This is a genomic window from Roseobacter sp. HKCCD6576-2 (assembly GCF_013179285.1).
Taxonomy (GTDB): Bacteria; Pseudomonadota; Alphaproteobacteria; order Rhodobacterales; family Rhodobacteraceae; genus Rhodophyticola; species Rhodophyticola oceani.
The window spans coordinates 24,417-40,875 of sequence record NZ_WVNW01000006.1 but is presented as its reverse complement, the minus strand read 5'-3'; the positions used below and the strand labels follow the sequence as shown (position 1 = coordinate 40,875).

Annotated in this window: 20 protein-coding genes; 19 read left to right on the top strand and 1 reads right to left on the bottom strand. The window is 64.0% G+C overall.

All coding sequences use genetic code 11. The features are described 5' to 3' along the window. The first annotated feature begins 14 nt into the window (after positions 1-14). From GTF44_RS18160 to GTF44_RS18100, 13 genes are all read left to right on the top strand, one after another. Positions 15-716, top strand: a complete 702-nt coding sequence (locus GTF44_RS18160; RefSeq protein ID WP_171562266.1) for a hypothetical protein — start codon at positions 15-17, stop codon at positions 714-716. Continuing rightward, the gene (locus GTF44_RS18155) at positions 713-1,459 is read left to right on the top strand and encodes a hypothetical protein (RefSeq protein WP_171562264.1); all 747 of its coding nucleotides are present in this window, start codon (positions 713-715) and stop codon (positions 1,457-1,459) included. Before GTF44_RS18160 ends, GTF44_RS18155 begins: the two co-directional genes overlap by 4 nt. Next, positions 1,456-2,280, top strand: coding sequence for a hypothetical protein (locus GTF44_RS18150; RefSeq protein ID WP_171562263.1), 825 nt, complete (start codon positions 1,456-1,458; stop codon positions 2,278-2,280). The genes GTF44_RS18155 and GTF44_RS18150 overlap by 4 nt, the downstream gene beginning before the upstream one ends. Next, positions 2,277-3,953 carry an ATPase, T2SS/T4P/T4SS family gene (locus tag GTF44_RS18145; RefSeq protein WP_171562261.1) on the top strand — a complete coding sequence of 559 codons (1,677 nt, stop codon included), beginning with the start codon at positions 2,277-2,279 and terminating at the stop codon, positions 3,951-3,953. Before GTF44_RS18150 ends, GTF44_RS18145 begins: the two co-directional genes overlap by 4 nt. Beyond that, positions 3,950-5,089: a hypothetical protein gene (locus GTF44_RS18140; protein WP_171562259.1), complete on the top strand. Its 1,140-nt coding sequence runs from the start codon at positions 3,950-3,952 to the stop codon at positions 5,087-5,089. The genes GTF44_RS18145 and GTF44_RS18140 overlap by 4 nt, the downstream gene beginning before the upstream one ends. Before the next feature lie 47 nt (positions 5,090-5,136). After that, complete coding sequence (locus GTF44_RS18135; RefSeq protein WP_171562257.1) at positions 5,137-5,775, top strand: type 4 pilus major pilin; 639 nt, start codon at positions 5,137-5,139, stop codon at positions 5,773-5,775. A 112-nt stretch (positions 5,776-5,887) separates the two neighbouring features. Further along, complete coding sequence (locus tag GTF44_RS18130; protein ID WP_171562255.1) at positions 5,888-7,072, top strand: hypothetical protein; 1,185 nt, start codon at positions 5,888-5,890, stop codon at positions 7,070-7,072. Continuing rightward, a complete protein-coding gene (locus GTF44_RS18125; protein ID WP_171562254.1) occupies positions 7,069-8,217 on the top strand; it encodes a hypothetical protein in 1,149 nt (382 codons plus the stop codon). Before GTF44_RS18130 ends, GTF44_RS18125 begins: the two co-directional genes overlap by 4 nt. After that, complete coding sequence (locus tag GTF44_RS18120) at positions 8,211-8,582, top strand: hypothetical protein (protein ID WP_171562253.1); 372 nt, start codon at positions 8,211-8,213, stop codon at positions 8,580-8,582. Before GTF44_RS18125 ends, GTF44_RS18120 begins: the two co-directional genes overlap by 7 nt. 178 nt (positions 8,583-8,760) lie before the next feature. Beyond that, positions 8,761-9,297: a hypothetical protein gene (locus GTF44_RS18115; protein ID WP_171562252.1), complete on the top strand. Its 537-nt coding sequence runs from the start codon at positions 8,761-8,763 to the stop codon at positions 9,295-9,297. A 56-nt stretch (positions 9,298-9,353) separates the two neighbouring features. After that, entirely contained in the window at positions 9,354-9,554 is a 201-nt protein-coding gene (locus tag GTF44_RS18110) for a hypothetical protein (protein ID WP_253261486.1), read from the top strand. Next, complete coding sequence (locus GTF44_RS18105) at positions 9,551-10,042, top strand: thermonuclease family protein (RefSeq protein ID WP_171562251.1); 492 nt, start codon at positions 9,551-9,553, stop codon at positions 10,040-10,042. Before GTF44_RS18110 ends, GTF44_RS18105 begins: the two co-directional genes overlap by 4 nt. Continuing rightward, positions 10,039-10,248: a hypothetical protein gene (locus GTF44_RS18100; protein ID WP_171562250.1), complete on the top strand. Its 210-nt coding sequence runs from the start codon at positions 10,039-10,041 to the stop codon at positions 10,246-10,248. Before GTF44_RS18105 ends, GTF44_RS18100 begins: the two co-directional genes overlap by 4 nt. A gap of 4 nt (positions 10,249-10,252) precedes the next feature. Here the strand turns inward: GTF44_RS18100 and GTF44_RS18095 are convergent, their stop codons facing one another. Next, the gene (locus GTF44_RS18095) at positions 10,253-10,696 is read right to left on the bottom strand and encodes a VirB3 family type IV secretion system protein (protein ID WP_171562249.1); all 444 of its coding nucleotides are present in this window, start codon (positions 10,694-10,696) and stop codon (positions 10,253-10,255) included. Between the two features lie 116 nt (positions 10,697-10,812). On the opposite strand from GTF44_RS18095, the gene GTF44_RS18090 reads away from it, so the two are divergent. The 6 genes from GTF44_RS18090 (at position 10,813) to GTF44_RS18065 (ending at position 16,435) form a co-directional block, all read left to right on the top strand. Continuing rightward, positions 10,813-10,971: a hypothetical protein gene (locus GTF44_RS18090; RefSeq protein ID WP_171562248.1), complete on the top strand. Its 159-nt coding sequence runs from the start codon at positions 10,813-10,815 to the stop codon at positions 10,969-10,971. Further along, complete coding sequence (locus GTF44_RS18085) at positions 10,968-11,888, top strand: ATPase, T2SS/T4P/T4SS family (RefSeq protein ID WP_171562246.1); 921 nt, start codon at positions 10,968-10,970, stop codon at positions 11,886-11,888. The genes GTF44_RS18090 and GTF44_RS18085 overlap by 4 nt, the downstream gene beginning before the upstream one ends. Further along, positions 11,875-12,306 carry a TrbC/VirB2 family protein gene (locus GTF44_RS18080; protein WP_171562244.1) on the top strand — a complete coding sequence of 144 codons (432 nt, stop codon included), beginning with the start codon at positions 11,875-11,877 and terminating at the stop codon, positions 12,304-12,306. Before GTF44_RS18085 ends, GTF44_RS18080 begins: the two co-directional genes overlap by 14 nt. Positions 12,307-12,642: 336 nt before the next feature. Continuing rightward, entirely contained in the window at positions 12,643-13,566 is a 924-nt protein-coding gene (locus GTF44_RS18075; protein WP_171562241.1) for a TrbG/VirB9 family P-type conjugative transfer protein, read from the top strand. Continuing rightward, positions 13,566-14,039, top strand: a complete 474-nt coding sequence (locus GTF44_RS18070; RefSeq protein WP_171562239.1) for a hypothetical protein — start codon at positions 13,566-13,568, stop codon at positions 14,037-14,039. The genes GTF44_RS18075 and GTF44_RS18070 overlap by 1 nt, the downstream gene beginning before the upstream one ends. After that, complete coding sequence (locus GTF44_RS18065; RefSeq protein WP_171562237.1) at positions 14,039-16,435, top strand: VirB4 family type IV secretion system protein; 2,397 nt, start codon at positions 14,039-14,041, stop codon at positions 16,433-16,435. The genes GTF44_RS18070 and GTF44_RS18065 overlap by 1 nt, the downstream gene beginning before the upstream one ends. Positions 16,436-16,459 lie beyond the last annotated feature (24 nt).

The window sequence follows — 16,459 nt, the reverse complement described above, 5'->3', positions numbered from 1 at the left end:
GGAGGATCCACATAATGCAGAGTTCTATTCTGAAGACCCTGGCCAGCATTGGCCTCATGACAACAACCGCGCCGGCCGTCGCCCAAGACCCTGTTCCCACCACCCTTGCCGAAGGGTGGGCGCAAGTTGAGGCCGCTTTGGCCGAAGACAGGCAGCTCAATTACCTGCTGCCGCCGGGCAACGTGCAAGCCAAGCACTTCCGAGCCCTCTTTGGCGACACCGTCATGATCTCACGGTTGGACCATCACCTGCCGGGTGAAGAGGGGCTCAAGATCATCTTCATCGGGGCGGACGGTCAGTATGTCTGGTGCAGCCTGGATGACGAAGGTCGGTTTACAGCACATCACGAATGGCGCGCCGAATTGCGGCGCCAGAGAACCGGGGAGCTTATCCCAAGCTTCAACCCAAACATTCACGCCGCTGACACTGACTTGCCCGGTCTCAGCCCGCTCTATGACGCGCAATCTGGTCGGATCATCTGGTATACGGGAGATCGGGCTGGCTGGTGGGATTGGAATATTGGCCACCTTCAGCAGCGCCTTCCGGCGGTGACCTGGACCCTGTGCCCGGATTTCCCGTCCGCGGCCTCCTTGGGTGTTGGCGTCAACAGCGCGCAGACCGCCACCACCTATCACGCCTTGGTTACTCAGAACCCCGGGCGCCGCATTCAACGCCCGGATCTGGTGACGCCAAACGCCATGGCAGCTTACGAATGAGGGACCGAACAGCCATAACGGCGGGGGAGGGCGGCGGCCTCGCCGTCAGCCTTCCCGAGGTTCTGAAACGGGTATCGTCAGGTCGCGAAGACGCGATCCAGACGCTTCGCGCGTGGATACGCCCGGTGCGCCATTGCCTTGCCTTGACCTTGGTACTGCCCGGTTTCTGGGTGCGGCCCGCCTTTGCAGATACCGCATGGGTGGACCGAGTGGAAGCGGAGCTGCAGGCGATCAGTGGCCAACCGTTTCAGGTTGATCTTCCGGAAGGTCATGCGTTTGGCGATGTGTTCGGCCCTTATGTCTATTATGCGCCCCTGTCCCTGCTCTGGGCGCTTGAGGCCGAGACACTCGAAGAGAGTGCCGGTGCCCGCGTCATACCCAGGGGCACGGTTTGGCGGGTCGGCACCGGAAGCGATGCCCGGATTGAGCTTCGCAAGGATCACGGGCCTGTCGAGGCGTTGCCGGTGGGATCCACACTTGAAGCCCTGCCGCAGCGGCATCATCTGGCCATTGCCTATGACCTGCTTCTGAGCCTTCCTTTGTCCCGTCCCGTTGGTGGTTTGCCCGTCGGAAGCCAATTCGACGTGACGGGCCAGGTGCGTTTGCCAACGGGTGTGACGGGTGCCGCGCGCTGGATATCACAAGGCGAAACCATCCTAATCGAGCATGCCGATGGCCGTGTGTATGTCGAGCTGGTCAGCAGTCTCTATAACGCCCCTTCTGAGCCGGGGGAGGCACCATGAGACCCGCCTCTGTCTTCCTCATTGTCGCAGTTACTGTCACCGCTACCGGGCCGGCGCTGTCGCAGTCCCGTGCCCTTGGCGCCAGTGATGCCCGGTCGATCGCCGAGACACTTGGCACCTGCCCGGCCGAGCTTTTGCGCGCCGCCTGGTTCGAGATCGATGCGCTGGAAGCAGCCGCCGTGGAAGAAGAGGTGCTGCGCTACTGCACGGCCCGCGCAGAAGCCATCTCCGAGTTCCTGCTGGCCTATGGTCAACTGGAAGAGGCCGTTGCGTCATATCTCTCGCCGGTTGCTCCGCCGCCGCCGGTCTTTCCCGACCCACCTGCCGCGCTTCCCGATCCGATGCCACCCGAGCTTGTGACCACCCCGCTTTCCGAGACCGTCGATCAACTGATCGAAGCAAACCCCCTGATCGAGGACATCGGCACGGCGGAGATCGTGGACAGCCCGCCCGAGATGCGGTGGCATGTGCTGTTCACGGCCCGCGCGGGCGATGGCGGATGGCGCGCCGGACTGCAGCGTTCGGATCGGATCCGCGTGGAACAGGAGACCGTGATCTCCGAGGAGGGTGGTACAACTGCGGTAGACGCGATCTTCGAATGGGTGCGGGACAGCAGCCCGCCCCTAATCGTCTCGGCCGGTGACCGCCTTCCAAACGGGTTCGAGGTGGTGCGGGTTGCTGCAGAGGTCGTACAGGTGCGGCCACAGGGCGGCGGATCCGGGGCCGACCTGCCATGGGTCGAGGCGGGGGATCCCTCCGCGCCCGGGCAAAGTCAATGGTCCTTCACGATGCCGGATGGGGCAGGGGAGGGCACACCATGAAGGGTCCCACCGATGCCCTGCAACAGCGCGGTCAGCGCGCGTGGCGCAGTCTCCTTGAGCGCCTGAGCCCGCCGAAACCGCGCCCGCCGGTCAACACGCAAGGGGCCCTGATCGTCGGCAGTGAGGCCTTTCGCCGGGTCTGCGCCATCACCGAGACCGGCTCGTATCTCTTCGTGCGCGACCGGGCGAACATCGCGATCACTGAAGAGCTTGAGGACCTGCGCAAGCGCTTCGATCTGCCGCCTGTAAAAGATCGGCGGGCGGCAACGGTGGCCGAGATCTCGCATATGAACGGGCTGGCCGCGCATAGCGACGGAGCGCCCCCAACACCGGGCGCGCGGCGGATCCTGCAGACCATCCGCGAGGCCGCGGCGCAGAAGGCCTCCGATTTCAAACTGATCATTCGCAGTGACCACGCGGTGCTGCGCCTCAAGCTTGGCGCTGCGGAATACACCCATGGCGAACAATGGCAGCTGAGCGAGGCGATGGAAGCCATCGCGTTTCTCTATGATCGGCGGGACTATGGGGATGGCGCTTCCGCGCAGCAGGCCGGTCAACACCAACCCTTCTCGATCGGGCAGGAGCGCCGCATCGATCTGCCCCAGTCGGTGGCGGCCATGCGGTTCCAGAAAGCCCCCCATGGCGACGGTCACGACTTCCTCGTGGGCCGGTTCATCTACACCACCGGGGACCGCCAGGCCGGGCGTATCGAGGATCTGGGCCTTGATGATGATGTGCTGGACGCATTGGCCGAAGAACGGGTGTCGGACAATGGCCTCGTGATCATCGGCGGATCCACCGGCGACGGCAAATCCACGACACTCGTGCGCCAGCTCGAACGGCTCTACCAGGAGCGGGACGGTCGCGTGTCGATCATGACAATTGAAGATCCGATCGAATACCCGATCGAGGGTGACGGGATCGTGCAAATGCCGGTCGAAGGTGGCTCGGTCGGTGAGGAGCGCAAGCAATCCTTCACCAGGGTGTTGAAGACCTTCGTGCGCTCGGCGCCGGATTTCGGCATGGTCTCGGAGATCCGCACGGCCGATGACTGCCGGGAGATCATGCAATTCGTGATTTCAGGCCACAAGGTCTTCACCACGATCCACAGCTTTTCGGCCAATGCCGTGCTCTTCCGGCTGATCTCGCTTGGCGTGGATCCGAAGGAGCTTGCCGAGCCCGGTGTGATCAACCTGATCCTGCGCCAGACGCTGGTGCCGATCCTGTGTCAGGATTGCGCCCGTCCGGCCATGGGGGCGGAGAGACGCATCATCGCGGACTGGACCGGGGATCCCACGGCCACCCCGAAGCTGCGCAACCGGGCAGGATGCCCAACCTGTCTGGCCGGCCGTGATGGCGAAACCGCGCGCACAGCCTGGGCGGGCCTGAGCCGGAAGCGCGCCACGGCCGAGTTCATCAAGCTCGATGACACCTATCGCGGCTTTGTGGAGGCGCGTGATGCGCGCGGCGCGAAGGAGCATTGGCTTCGCCCGGTCTCGGAGGGCGGCCTGGGCGGCATCACGGTGGAACAGCGCCTGCAGAAACTGGTGGCCCGGGGCGAGGTCGATTTCGAGGATATCACCAATCGGTCCCTTGCGGCCGAGACGGCGGATGACAGGCAAAGCGATAGCGAGGCTGGCGCCTCATCCGGTTCGAGGGAGGCCGCCGCATGATGGACGCTCTGACTAGTCTGAAGCTGCGGCTCATGGGAGGCCTCTCGCGCGGGTCGGGTGTGCAGACCCCAATTACGCAGTCCCCGATCCAACTGATGCTGCGCCGGACGGCCTTCGGGGCACGCCAACGCGCCGAGGTCTGGCAACTCCTCGCAGATGTCCTTGCCGGTTCGGGAGAGGATCTTGGCCGCATGATCGATGCGGTGGCACAAGGCTATGAGTTGCAGGGCCGCAAACTCGTTGCAGCCGCCTTGCGCGACATTCGCACGGGGCTCGGCGCCGGTCAGCTCTCGGATCGCTTGGTCCCCTATTGCGGCCCGACGGAACGCATCCTCTTTGACGGTCTGGGTATGCAGGATCCAGCGCCGCTCCTCGGGGCCGCTGCCCACCTTCTGCGAAGCCAGATGCGCATGCGCAAGGCCATCTGGGGCGCGGTGGCCCTGCCGCTGCTCCTGGCCTTCGGGTTCATTGGTCTTCTGCTCTTCTTCGGGCTCTCTCTTCTCCCCTCGTTGGCCAATGTGATCAGCTTTGATGCACTGCCGCCCTTCCAGGGCTGGATCGTGCGATCAACCATCGCCTTTGCTGCCAATCCGCTCGCACTGGCGATCTGGATCGGGGTCCTTGCCACCTGCCTGTCGGGCCTTGTCTACTTCTGGACCGGCCTGGGTCGCAGCACGGCGGATCGGGTGCCGCCGTTTTCGCTGGCCCGCCTGCAGGCGGGGTCAGGGTTCCTCTTTGCCCTCGTTGAATATGGCCGTGCCGGTCAGCCGATCACCACGCAGCTTATCAACCGCATGGCCGAGGCCGCGCCACCCTATGCCAGGTCCCGCATTCGCGCGCTGGCGCGGTGCTACACGGCCGCCGGCAACAACCTGGGCGAAGCCTCCCTGATGGCGGGGCAGGGCTTTCCGACGCTGGAGCTTGTTGCAGTGCTGCGCACGCTCTGGAACAAGCCCGGCGGCATCGACCGCATCGGCGATGTGCTGGATCGCTGGCTGGACCGGGCAGAGGAAACCGTCCGGTCGGCCATGGCCGTTCTGAACGTCACGCTGCTTGTCCTGATCTCGGCCGCGATGCTCGCGCTCATGTCGATCGCCCTGCCGATTGTCGATCAGATCAACCGGGGAGGGTTCTGAGCATGACCATGCGGACGACACTCTCACCTGACATTGGAGATACAAGAATGACAGACGCCGCTTTCAATACCCACCCGCGGGCCGGGACACGGATCCCGGCGGGCGGCGGACGCCCCTGGCCGCGGCGACGGCGTCGCGGTCTCGTCAATGTGCTGTTGACCGTCGCGATCGCCGCGGTGGTGATCAGCGGCATTGTCGCCACGGCCGTGGTCGTGAACAACAACGTCCGGGCGCAGCAGGCGCGGCTTCTGATCGGTGTGGCCGAGAACCGGATTCGGCAGATCTACGCGACGCTGCCGCAGTTCGATGCCGATATGAGTGGCGTGGTCGTGACAGGCATGCCGAGCAACGCGATCCAGTCGCAAGGCGGCACGGATGTGATCGTGACACCCTGGGGGGGCCTGATCGCCGCGGGCGGGGGCGCAACCCCCGGCACGGGTGTCGCCTCCGGCAACCGGTTTTGGATCGTGGTGGCAGACCTGCCGGAAGCGGCTTGCGAGTCGATCGCGCAGAGCTTCCTGAACAACAACACGGTGGTGGGTATCCAAGTGCTCGGGGATCCAACCGATACCTTCACCGCGATGACCACGGATGCGGCCATCCAGGCCTTCGATACACCCGCCGAGATCCAGGCCGGCTGTGACGGCGGCACCGATGATCGGGTCGGGATTGTCTATCGCAGCTGATGCCATGAGCCACGTCATGATGAACGCCAGATTACCTACGGCAGACACATTGCCCACCCCTGCGGGCCGGTCCTGGCCACGGCGCCACCGTCGCGGCCTTGCGAGCCTGGCCATGGTGCTTATGATTGCCGTGGTCGCGTCTGTCGCGCTCCTGGGTTGGCAGATCGATGAGGCGCGCAAGATACGCGCGGCCCAGGCAAATCTCATTGTGCAGACCGCATCGGTCTCCGGCTACGGATTACATCATTGGGTGCACGCGGTTAGCCGCACAGACGGGTTTGACACCCCGAACGGTGCCACGGCGCGCAGATTGGCGTCCGACGAAATCGCAGACTTGCAGGGCCATGGTGCCGTGACCACCTGGCACCGGCTCCCAAGCGCCTGGTCCGTCACGCCCCTGATCGCGGCCGTCAATGGCGACGGTTCAGATGGGGACGTGTTCGGGATCGTTGTGCTGCGCCCCGAGACGGAGGTGGACCAGGTTCTGCGCGATGAGGTCGCCAGCCGTATGGCCGCCTTGTCCCCGCTCAACGAAACGCTCATGGACACGGTGCAGAGCGTCGCGGATCTCAACATCGATCCGAACCGGGATCTGGTGGTCCCCGCCTGGGTGTTCTCACGGATCAATCCGACGGTCGTGCAACGCAGCCCGCATCCGAATGGGCTGGCTCTGCCCATGGCCACAGATTTGGATCTCGGCGGATACGATATTCAGAACACATCCCGCGTCGCGGCAGAGACAGCCGAACTGCCCTCTCTGCGGCCAGGTGATCGCAATGGCACGCCCGCGGATGCGCTGCATCTGGACGGCTCGCTGACCTTTCCCAACGCGGACGGATTAGAGACGGCTCTTCTGTCGGTGGACCACGAATTAACGCTGCGCAGCGGTCTCGAAGTCGGACCGGGCGGCATGGCGATGCAGGGGTCTCTGCTCACGAAAGGAACCGGGGCAGGACTGACCGCTGCGGCAAATGTCTCGGTGACGGCAAGGCTGTCCGTGACGCCCGCCCCCGGTGTACGCCCCTCGCTGCTGGCCTGTCGGCCCGATGCCTTGGGCGGCTGCGCGGGCGGGGATCTCGATCTGACAGCTGCCACAAATGTGCCGAGCTGGAGCTTGCTCACGGTCTTTGACACCGCGGCTTTCCAGGCGCTGGACGTCTCCTGCGCCCCGAACAGCGTGCACGCGGGCTGCCTCGTGGCTCGAAACGGCTTCGTTCAAGACATCCCCAGGGTCAACAACCTCCGGCCCGAAGTTCTGACTCTCGGGAGGACGTATGATCTGGGGAGGCCCCAATGAGCAACCTCGTGCTGAAGCGCATACCCCGTCGGGCGAGGCGTGGTCTGGGTCTCTTCGACACCTTGCTGGCCGTGGCAGTGCTGTCCTTCATGGTTCTGATCGGATCGCAACTGTCCTCCACCTGGGTGGAGCGCAAGGTCATGGCGGCCGAAGCTCGCGCGGTATCTGATCTCGCCCGGGCCGGCCGACTCTGGCTGGAAGGCGATATCACCAACCGCCAACCCGTTACAGGGGAGACCAGAGATGTGCTGTTCAGCACCCTGGAAGCGGCGGGCCTCTGGTCTCCAACACAACTGGACACAACGCCGTTTCGCCACCGTGAGATGGATCTCACGCTGATCGACACCGGGGCTGGTCAGATCATGGTGGCCGCCCGTGCATTCGAGCCGGACTATGACGCCTGTCAGACCGCAACCGGAACTGCCAGTACCATCCCCCGCACCCTTGTGGCCGAGGAGGACGGAGTGTCCGGCGTGGGTGTCGTGGCGGAGATCAATGGGGCGCTGACAATCATTGGCCCGGACGTGCTGGTCGATGTGGAAAACGCCTTTGCGGCCGATAGCGGGTTGCTCTGCGGTGATCTGGTGGCGCTAGCCCATGTCTATACCGGCGTCGCCTGTTCCGCCTATCTGCACCGCATCCCGGTGCCGGGCTGTCCGGATGCCAACCGCATGGCCACAAACCTTGATCTCGGGGGCCATGAACTCACCGGAGCAGGGATCCTGATGGTCGATGAAGTCAGCGTCGGGAGACTGACCGGCAATCCGACCATCCAGGGCGGACTGACCGTTCTTGGCGACATGTCCGTCAGCGGACGAGCGGAGATCGAGACGCTGGTGGCCCGTGGTGCCACGGACATTAGTGGCACCTTGAGCGTCGGTGGGGATGTCGATGTTGCTGGCGCATTTAATGCGGTGGGCAGTGTCAGCGCCGGAGACCTGGAGTTCGACGGGGATGTGATGGTGTCAGGCACGCTGCGGGCCCGCGAGATGGACGCCAATCAGGGCTCGTTCCGTGTGCTTGAGGCAGATGAGTTCACGGCCTCTCACGGCCGCTTCAGGAACCGCCTCGTCGTGATCGATCTCTTCGTGCAGAACCACAACAGCGGTGCCGACGCAGGCGGGAGGGCGGGGGGACAATGGTGATCCGTCTGATCGCATATCAAGTGCTGGTGCTCACCCTGTGTCTTGGGGCGGCCGCGCAGGCTCAGACCAACCCGCGAGATGCGGATGTGCGAAGCGCGCTCGCCATCGAGATCGACCGCCTGGAGCGGGATCTCGAAACCTTGCGCGAGCTGACTATCTGGCAGGGCGAGTTTCTTCGGGCCGCCCGCGTCGATCCCGAAAGCGCGTTGCGACAGCGCCGCCATATCGCAACCTGCACGACAACATTGCTCGCCCCCATCTGCGGGCAGCTGCCGGCCCTGTTCCAGCCGAACCCAAGCGGCACCGAACAAAGCCCCCCATCAAATGGGGCAGGTCGGCCAGGATCCGGGAGGGCTATCGAATGAGCGTCGCAGAACGTCAACGATGCTTGTCCGGATCCCGGCCATTCTCATCCCGGTCTCCGACGTCGCTTTCGTGGATGAGGCGGCGTTGTGAGGGGCGGGCCGTCGGACTAAATCTCCAGTCCTTCAAGCTGCGGCCCGCCCATTCAATCGCAAGATTGGGTTTAAGAAAGGAACCGGCATGGTAGGCGGGTTTACCGACATCGTCATGATATGCGCAGCACTCGTCACCGGGATGCTCATGATCTGCATTGCCTGGGATGACGCAACCCGGTTCGAGATCGACCCAGCCCTGATGCTGTGGATCAACGCGCTCGCGTTCTTTGTCATATGGGGTGTCGAGGACCCTCATGGCGCCGTTATCTCGCTCGCCGTGGGAGCGTTGGTGGGCGTAACCGCGATGGTGGTACGGCTGGTCCGTCCATCCGGCATCAGCTTGGGCGACATCGGTCTCTTTGCGCTGCTTGGTGTGATCGGCGGACCGCTCTTCACGCCGCTCCTGTTGGCCCTGTTCGTGTTCTTCGGGGCCTTGATCAGCGTGTCCTACAGCGTGGCGCGCGGCAAACGGGCCTTTCGCTCGACGTATCCGGCTGCGGTGCCCGCAATGGCGGCCGCGATCCCGGTGTTCATAGGCCGTGTCGGCGTTGGTCTTTGGCCTGAAAGCCGCTTCGCCATGATGTCCAAATTTAACATAATCTATATTCTCGGACATTTTTAATTACATTTTTTCAAATGGTTATATGAAACACCACCACCTGCAACGAAAGGATCACCATGATGGCCACCCACTACCCGATCTCGGTTCCCATCACCGGCAAGGATGGCACCACACGCTATCGTCGCGTTGGGGTCATGTTCGAAAACACGCAGCGCGAGAGCGGCGAGATCTTCTTCACCATCAAGCTGGACTTCCCGGTTGGGGCGACCGAGTTGCTGGCCTTCCCGCCAAAGCCCACCGATGGGGATCAGGTTTGACCCCGTTGCGAAACATAACTGGCAGCCTGGCTCTGACGGTGATGACCTGCCTCGCCTTGCCAGCAGCGGGTGATCAGGTCCTCCGCGGTCAAGCGAACGTCAAGGACGGCGACCGCCTGGTCCTCGGCTCTGTGGAGATCAGCCTCTATGGCATCGATGCAGCCGAAGCCCGTCAGTATTGCGATGATGCCACCGGCCGCGCCTATCCCTGTGGCCGCATCGCCGGGGAGCAACTCAAGGCCCGGATCGGAACCCAATCGATCAGCTGCGAAACCCGCGGGCGGGACCTTTACGGGCGATACCTGGCCGTGTGTCACGCGGGTGGGGTCAATCTCAACGCGTGGCTTGTGTCGGAAGGTCATGCCCTCGCCTATCGGCGGTTCTCGACAGACTTTGTGCCCCAGGAAGTGGCGGCCCGGAACGCCCGCCGTGGGCTATGGCAGGGCCGGTTTGTTGCGCCTTGGGACTGGCGGAGGGGCGTCAGGTGATCTCGGATCCCAAATCCGCGCCCAGGACGGCCGCGATTGTCAGCCCGTTCGCCGGGCGGCTGATTGGAGGCCTGCGCGCGCGTGCTCACGACAACGGCGATGTCAGCATCCTGTTCGGTGGCCTGGAGAAGCGGGGCAAGCCTCTTTCACCGCAGGAGCTCCAGCGAATCGAGGACAAGCGGGGGCAGACCAATGCGCACAGGTGATCTGTCAGAGCGTGATCATGGGCACCAGCGCGGTGAGGATCAAGGTCAGAATGATCAGGAGCGCGACCGCAACGCTCGTCCGGGCCAGGGACACCTCGCTTCTGCTTGGCGGGTCTTCATATCCGACGAAGGGCAGGTGCAGCGGCAAGGCGGTGTCCGGCAGAACATCAGGCATATGGCGGGGATACTTTGCCGCCTCGATGCGGGTGGCAAAGAAGAGCGGATCGAAATTGGTCAGGCGCCGCAACAGGCTGATCCCAGCCAGAGCCAGAAGGATGCCGGCGAAAAGCCCGCTCAGCGTCAGACCGAACACGACAACCGTCGCAAAGGCGCTGATGCCAATGGTGATGACAAAGGGCACACGCTCACAGCCGAGGACCAGCGGCGGCCGCATCAGGGCCTCGTCGAGGACGCCGTAAGGGATGGTCTGGCCAGAATCGTCGGTCATCTCGGGTCTGCTCCTCGTGTGCTGACGGCTCTCCGGATCGCATGCCGCGGTCCCGTTCCAGCAATGTCCCGCCAATCGGGCCCGCATTGCAAGGTTTCTCTGAAGGGAGGCCTGTGATGTCCGACCTGAACTGGTCAGACTATGCCTTGCTCGCCATCGCGGCCGCAATTGTCCTTGCTGTCATCGTGTCTCTGGATGATGTAAATCACTGGTTCACGGTGGTCGCGACCGATGCTCCGCAGGGCCAGACCGGATCAGCGGAGGCAGCGCCATGAATGGCGCAACCTCCCTGCCCCAGATCCTCGGTTCGCTCTCCGACGTTCTGTCCGAATCGGCTGTCGTGGAGATCAGCGCCAATCCCTGCGGCACGGTCTATGTGGAACGCTTCGGTGCAGATCCCGCGCGTTGGGGTCAGCTGGATCGGCACCGCGCTGAGCATTTCATCCGCTGGTGCGCCACCATGACCGGGACCGGAGTCACCACGGATGTGCCGATCTTTTCGGGCCGCATACCAGGCACGCCGCATCGCGTGGAAGCGCTTTTGCCCCCTGTTGTGGATGGGCCCTGCTTTTCGATCCGCCGGCACTCCGACCAGGTGTTCACGCTTGAGGAGTGCATTCCGGATCGCGAACCGCGCGACATGATTGAGGCCGCGATCGCCGACAAGGCGAACATACTGATCGCGGGGGCAACCGGATCGGGCAAGACCACGCTGCTCAATGGGTGCCTGCGTCATCTGGCGTCAACGCAACCCCAGACCCGGCTTATCACCATCGAAGACACAGCGGAGATCCGGTCGCCACTGGCCAACACGGTGGCACTAATGACCAGCGACACGATCAGCATGGACCGCCTGCTGGTCTCTGCTCTACGGCAGGCGCCTGATCGTATCGTCGTGGGCGAGGTGCGCGAAGGCAAGGTACTCATGACCCTCGTCAAGGCATGGAACACGGGCCATCCCGGCGGCTTCGTGACGCTGCATGCCAATTCTGCACCAGAGGTAATGCCGCGGCTGCAATTGCTGGCCAGCGAAGTGCTGACCACGGACCCCGTGCCGATCCTGCTACAGGCCACCGACATGATCGTCTTTCTCAAGCGTGGCCATGCACATCCCGAGCTGACCTCGATCCACATGGCGCAACGTCAACCCGGACATCCCCCAAAAATGGAGATTGCTTATGTCAAGTCGTGACGGCACGCGCTGCGTTCCCACATCCCCCCTCTTCACCGGGCTTCTGGTGGTTTTGATGACGTCACAACCCGCGTTGGCGGGGGACGACATCTTCGGCTTCGACAGCCCTCTGACCAACTTCGTGGACTTCATCACCGGACCGTTCGCCTACATGGTTGTGATCGTCGCGCTGGTGGTCTCGGTCGGAATCCTTGCTCTTGGCGGCGAGTTCAACGGCTTTGCGCGCCGCCTGCCGATCATCGTTGTGGCGGGCGGCATCGTGATCCTGGCGGACACGGTGCTCGGGAACCTCTTTGGCGGCAACAGGGGCGTCACCCTCCCCCCGGACGTTGTGACAGACCGCAGCCAAACAGTCGTTATGGCGCAGGACCCGATCACCGGGATTGCGCGACCCACCTCAGACCGCGAGGCGCACTGAATGATGCGACGTCGGTGGTCTTCACAACTCGCCTGCTCTGCCGGTCCTGTCCGCCGGATCCCTGCTGCCCTCTGTATCGGGATTGCGGTCGCAATGGGCTTGGACGCCGCGGCGCAGCCATCTGATGTGCCCGGGATCGGTACTGACTTGCTCAACGCCATACCCGGTGCAAGCGAGGAGCCTCAGATCACGCCACCCGCCATGCAGGCAGAGCCCCCCGCGCCGGGCTCCTCTGTAGAGACAGTTATACCCGCCCCGGACGTTCTGGCACCACCGGAACCGCTCGCACCTCCTGCGCCGCCCGCAACTACTCCTGTATCCAGCGACCCTCAGGACATGCTGGCGGAGCTGTGGCGGCTGGCCGTGGCCACAGGTCTGACCACCCTCGGCTACACTGAATGGCTCGCAGAGCTTGTGCAGGGCGGCACGCCCACCCCTGCCCCATTGGATCAGGCCGGGCGCACACGGGAAGCCTCCGCCGCATGGGGAGACCGCACCGGACCGGTTACACTCGGACAGGCTGGCCGGGTCGTCACCACTTTTGGCGAGTCGATCCCCACCGCGTTCTGCTCTCCTCTGACGGTCTGCTACATCGAACTCGAACCCGGCGAAGAGCTGACCGATACGCCCTCCTGGGGAGATGCGGTCCGCTGGCAAGTGGCCGCGAAAGTCCAGGGCAGCGGTCCGGAAACCATCGTTCTGGAGATCAAGCCAGCCGACGACGCCAGCAGCACCAATATCGTGATCCCAACCGATCGCCGCCTCTACACCATCACGCTCGTCAATGATCCGTCGATCCACACGCCGATCCTGTCTTTCCACTATCCGGACACGGAAGCACAACAAATCGCGGAGGCGATTGCCGCCCGTGCGGCCGAGGAACGCGAAGAGGCCCAAGCCGCGGCTGCCGCGGCCCGGGCGGCCGAAGACGCCCGGCAGGCCCGCCTGGCCGCACGGGGCGTTGAGACAAGCACAGGGGCGTTGGAAGCAGACCAGCTGAACTTCAGCTTCCGGATCGATGGGCGGGCCCCCTTCCGCCCGGTGCGCGTCTTCTCCGATGGGGAGCGAACCTATATCGATCTGCATCCCGACTACCGCGGCGAACTGCCCGCCATCGTGGGAGGTCCGGGCGAAAGCAATGCCGCCCTGAACACGCGTGTGACGCGGGGTGGCACACGCCTGGTGGCCGATCGGGTCATTCGTGACATCTGGTTGCAGGCCGGGCGCACCCGCATCCGCATCCGGGGAGGCCGCGACTGATGCGCAAGGCGGCCCTCCTCTCAACCCTGTTTCTGGTCATGGGATGCACCCCTGGGAACACGCTCTTCATGTCCGCGTCGAACTTCGGGGAAAACCGCTTCGTGTTTGGGGATGCGCGCCTGACGGACGCGCAGAACTGCGCCATCGGTTTTGACATGGCCCGCGAGATCCACAACCGGGTGTCGCTGCGCCAGACCGTCCTTCTCGCTCCGTCCCGGGCCAATGAGTGCGAACGCCATGCGCTGGACTATCTCCGTCAGGCTGGATTCCGGATCGATGAGATGGGCCTTGGCGGCGCCTCCTTCGACATCCGCATTGACCGGATCGATGCCGATACGGTCTCGGCCGTGGCCAGCATCGGCGAAAGCCTGCGGATCAGCCGATCCTACAGTCCGGTCCGTACCGGCGTTATCGCGGCATCAGCGGTCAGCGTGCAGGATCTCGCTCCTGACACCTATGCGAGCCGTCCTTGATGCCGGTGCGTCGCTTCATAGACATCCTCAATTGGGAGGTCCTGGTCGCGCCGGGTGTCATGCTTTGCAAGGATCGTAGCCTGCTGGCCGGATGGCAGGTCAGTGGCATCGACACGGAGAGCATGGAACCGAACGCTGTGGCCGGACGTCTGCGCCACCTTGGCTTTGCCCTGAGCGGGATGACAGACGGGGAAGCGCTGTGGGTGGTTTACAACCGTCGCCCCTGGCGCCCGGATCCGGACGACATCCCGCGCGAAACCGGCCAGGCCGCGCTCGATTTGCTGGCGCTGGAGGCGCATTTCCTCTTGGCCGATGGCGGTGATACCTGGGAGGATCGGCTCTTTGTCTTCCTCTCCCTGCAGCCCTCCGATGATGGGGATCTGTCAAAGGATCTCGCCCGCCTCGATCAGGAATGCACCCGCCTGGAAAGCCGGTTTAAATCTGCCTTGGTCTTTGACCGGCTTCGCCCGGCCCATGTGAGTGCCCCCTGTCCGTTTTGCGAAGCGCTCTCGGGCCTGCTTGCGCCGGGCAGCCCCGCGCCGAGGTTCGGACCCGATGATCTGCCGGTGGGCCTCGATCGTCTCCTTGGGGCCGATGTTCGGCAACCGTCTCGCGCCGGGGGTCTGCAGATCGACGGCCGCTCCGTGGCCATCCTGTCGCTGGAGGGCCTGCCAAATCGCTACGATCTCCTGCCCATGGAGCGGTTCCAGAGCCTTCCACTGCCCTTCACATGGGTCACGCGCTACCAGGCCCTGTCTAATCGCACGGCCCGCGCCGAGGTGCGCAGGCAGCAACGGTTCTGGACGCAGGCTGCGGCCGATTTCATGGCGAATATCGGCGGCCAGAGCCATGGCCGCCGCGATCGCTATGGCGATCAGATGGCCGGCAGCCTCGAAGGCGTGCTGGCGCGGCTGTCACGGGGAGAGGAAGGCCATGGTTGGTATTCATCTCAATTCATCCTGCATGCAACCCGTGCCGAAGGTGACGGGGGCCTGAACGACGCCATTTCTATCCTGGAAGCGGCGGCCGATGATGCCGCCTACCGGCTCCGCTATGAGACCGGGAACGCCTTGCCGGCCCTGTTGTCGGCCTTGCCCGGACATATCGACATCAACGAACGGCGGGTGCTGATGCGCGCGCAAGCCATGGCGGATCTGATGCCGGTGCGCGGCATCTGGCAAGGTAGCCCCGTCTGCCCCTCCCCTCGCCTGCCGCCAGAGACATGGGCCTTGTTGCCTGCGCGGGCGCGCACCGGAGAGCGGTTTCACCTCAATCTCCATCATGGGGATGTCGGTCATACGCTGATCTTCGGACCGACCGGGGCCGGTAAATCGGTCCTGCTTGGTCAGATCGTCTCGGGATGGCTGCGCTACCCGGATGCCCAGGTCATCTATTTCGACCGCCAGCGCTCGATCGCCCATGCCTGCAAGGCCATGGGGGGCGCCTTTCTCGAGCCAGGTATCGCCGGGCGCACCGGGATCGCACCCCTCGCCCATTTGCCGCGCCTCGGCGAGCAATGGGGTCTCGATTGGCTCACCGCTCTGGTGGAGATGGGCCTTGATGGCAAACCCTCCCCGGATCAGGCGGCGGAACTGAGGGCCGCCCTCTCGGGCCTGACCCGGGCGGCCAGTGATGCGGGCGCTCCGGCGGCCTCGCTGCAACGGATCTGGGAATTTGTGCAGGACAAAGCCCTGCGGCAGGTGCTCATGGCCTGGATCGAGGGGCCTTTGGCCGGCCTCTTCGATGAAGACGGGGCAAATATCGCCGCCACGCTTGGCCAGTCCCGGTTCACCGTGTTCGAGACCCATACGATGCTGGAAGCCAGCGAGGCCGTCCGGATCCTGTCACTCGACTATGTGTTTGCCGAGACGGAAGCGCGGTTTGACGGTCGACCGACGCTCATCGTGCTGGACGAAGCTTGGTCCTTCTTCGGCCATGATCTTTTTGTCCGTCGCCTGCGGTCCTGGCTGAAGGAAGGGCGCAAGAACAACATCGCCGTGGTCATGGCGACCCAATCCGTTGCTGATGCGGCCCGGGCCGAGATCACGGCCGATCTCCTGGAGAGTTGCCCGACACGTATCTTCCTGCCGAACCCGGAAGCCGAAACACGGGCCACGCGAACGCAATACAGTGATCTCGGCCTTGAGCCTGCGCAGATCGACATCGTGGCGCGCATTCAGCCCAAGTGCGACCTCTACCTCATGCAACCCCATGGCCGACGCATCATCAGTCTGCCGATGGGGCCTGCCGCCCTATCCATCCTTGGCCGAACCGGATCGGAGCACAGCGCCTCGGCGCTGGCGAGGGCGGCCACCCACCCTGAGTTCTGGACGGAGGATCTCTACCATGACACGGACGGCAATATCGATCTGCGCAGGGCGAGCGCGGCCGAGTAAAGAAGCGCAACACCCTCACGGTCG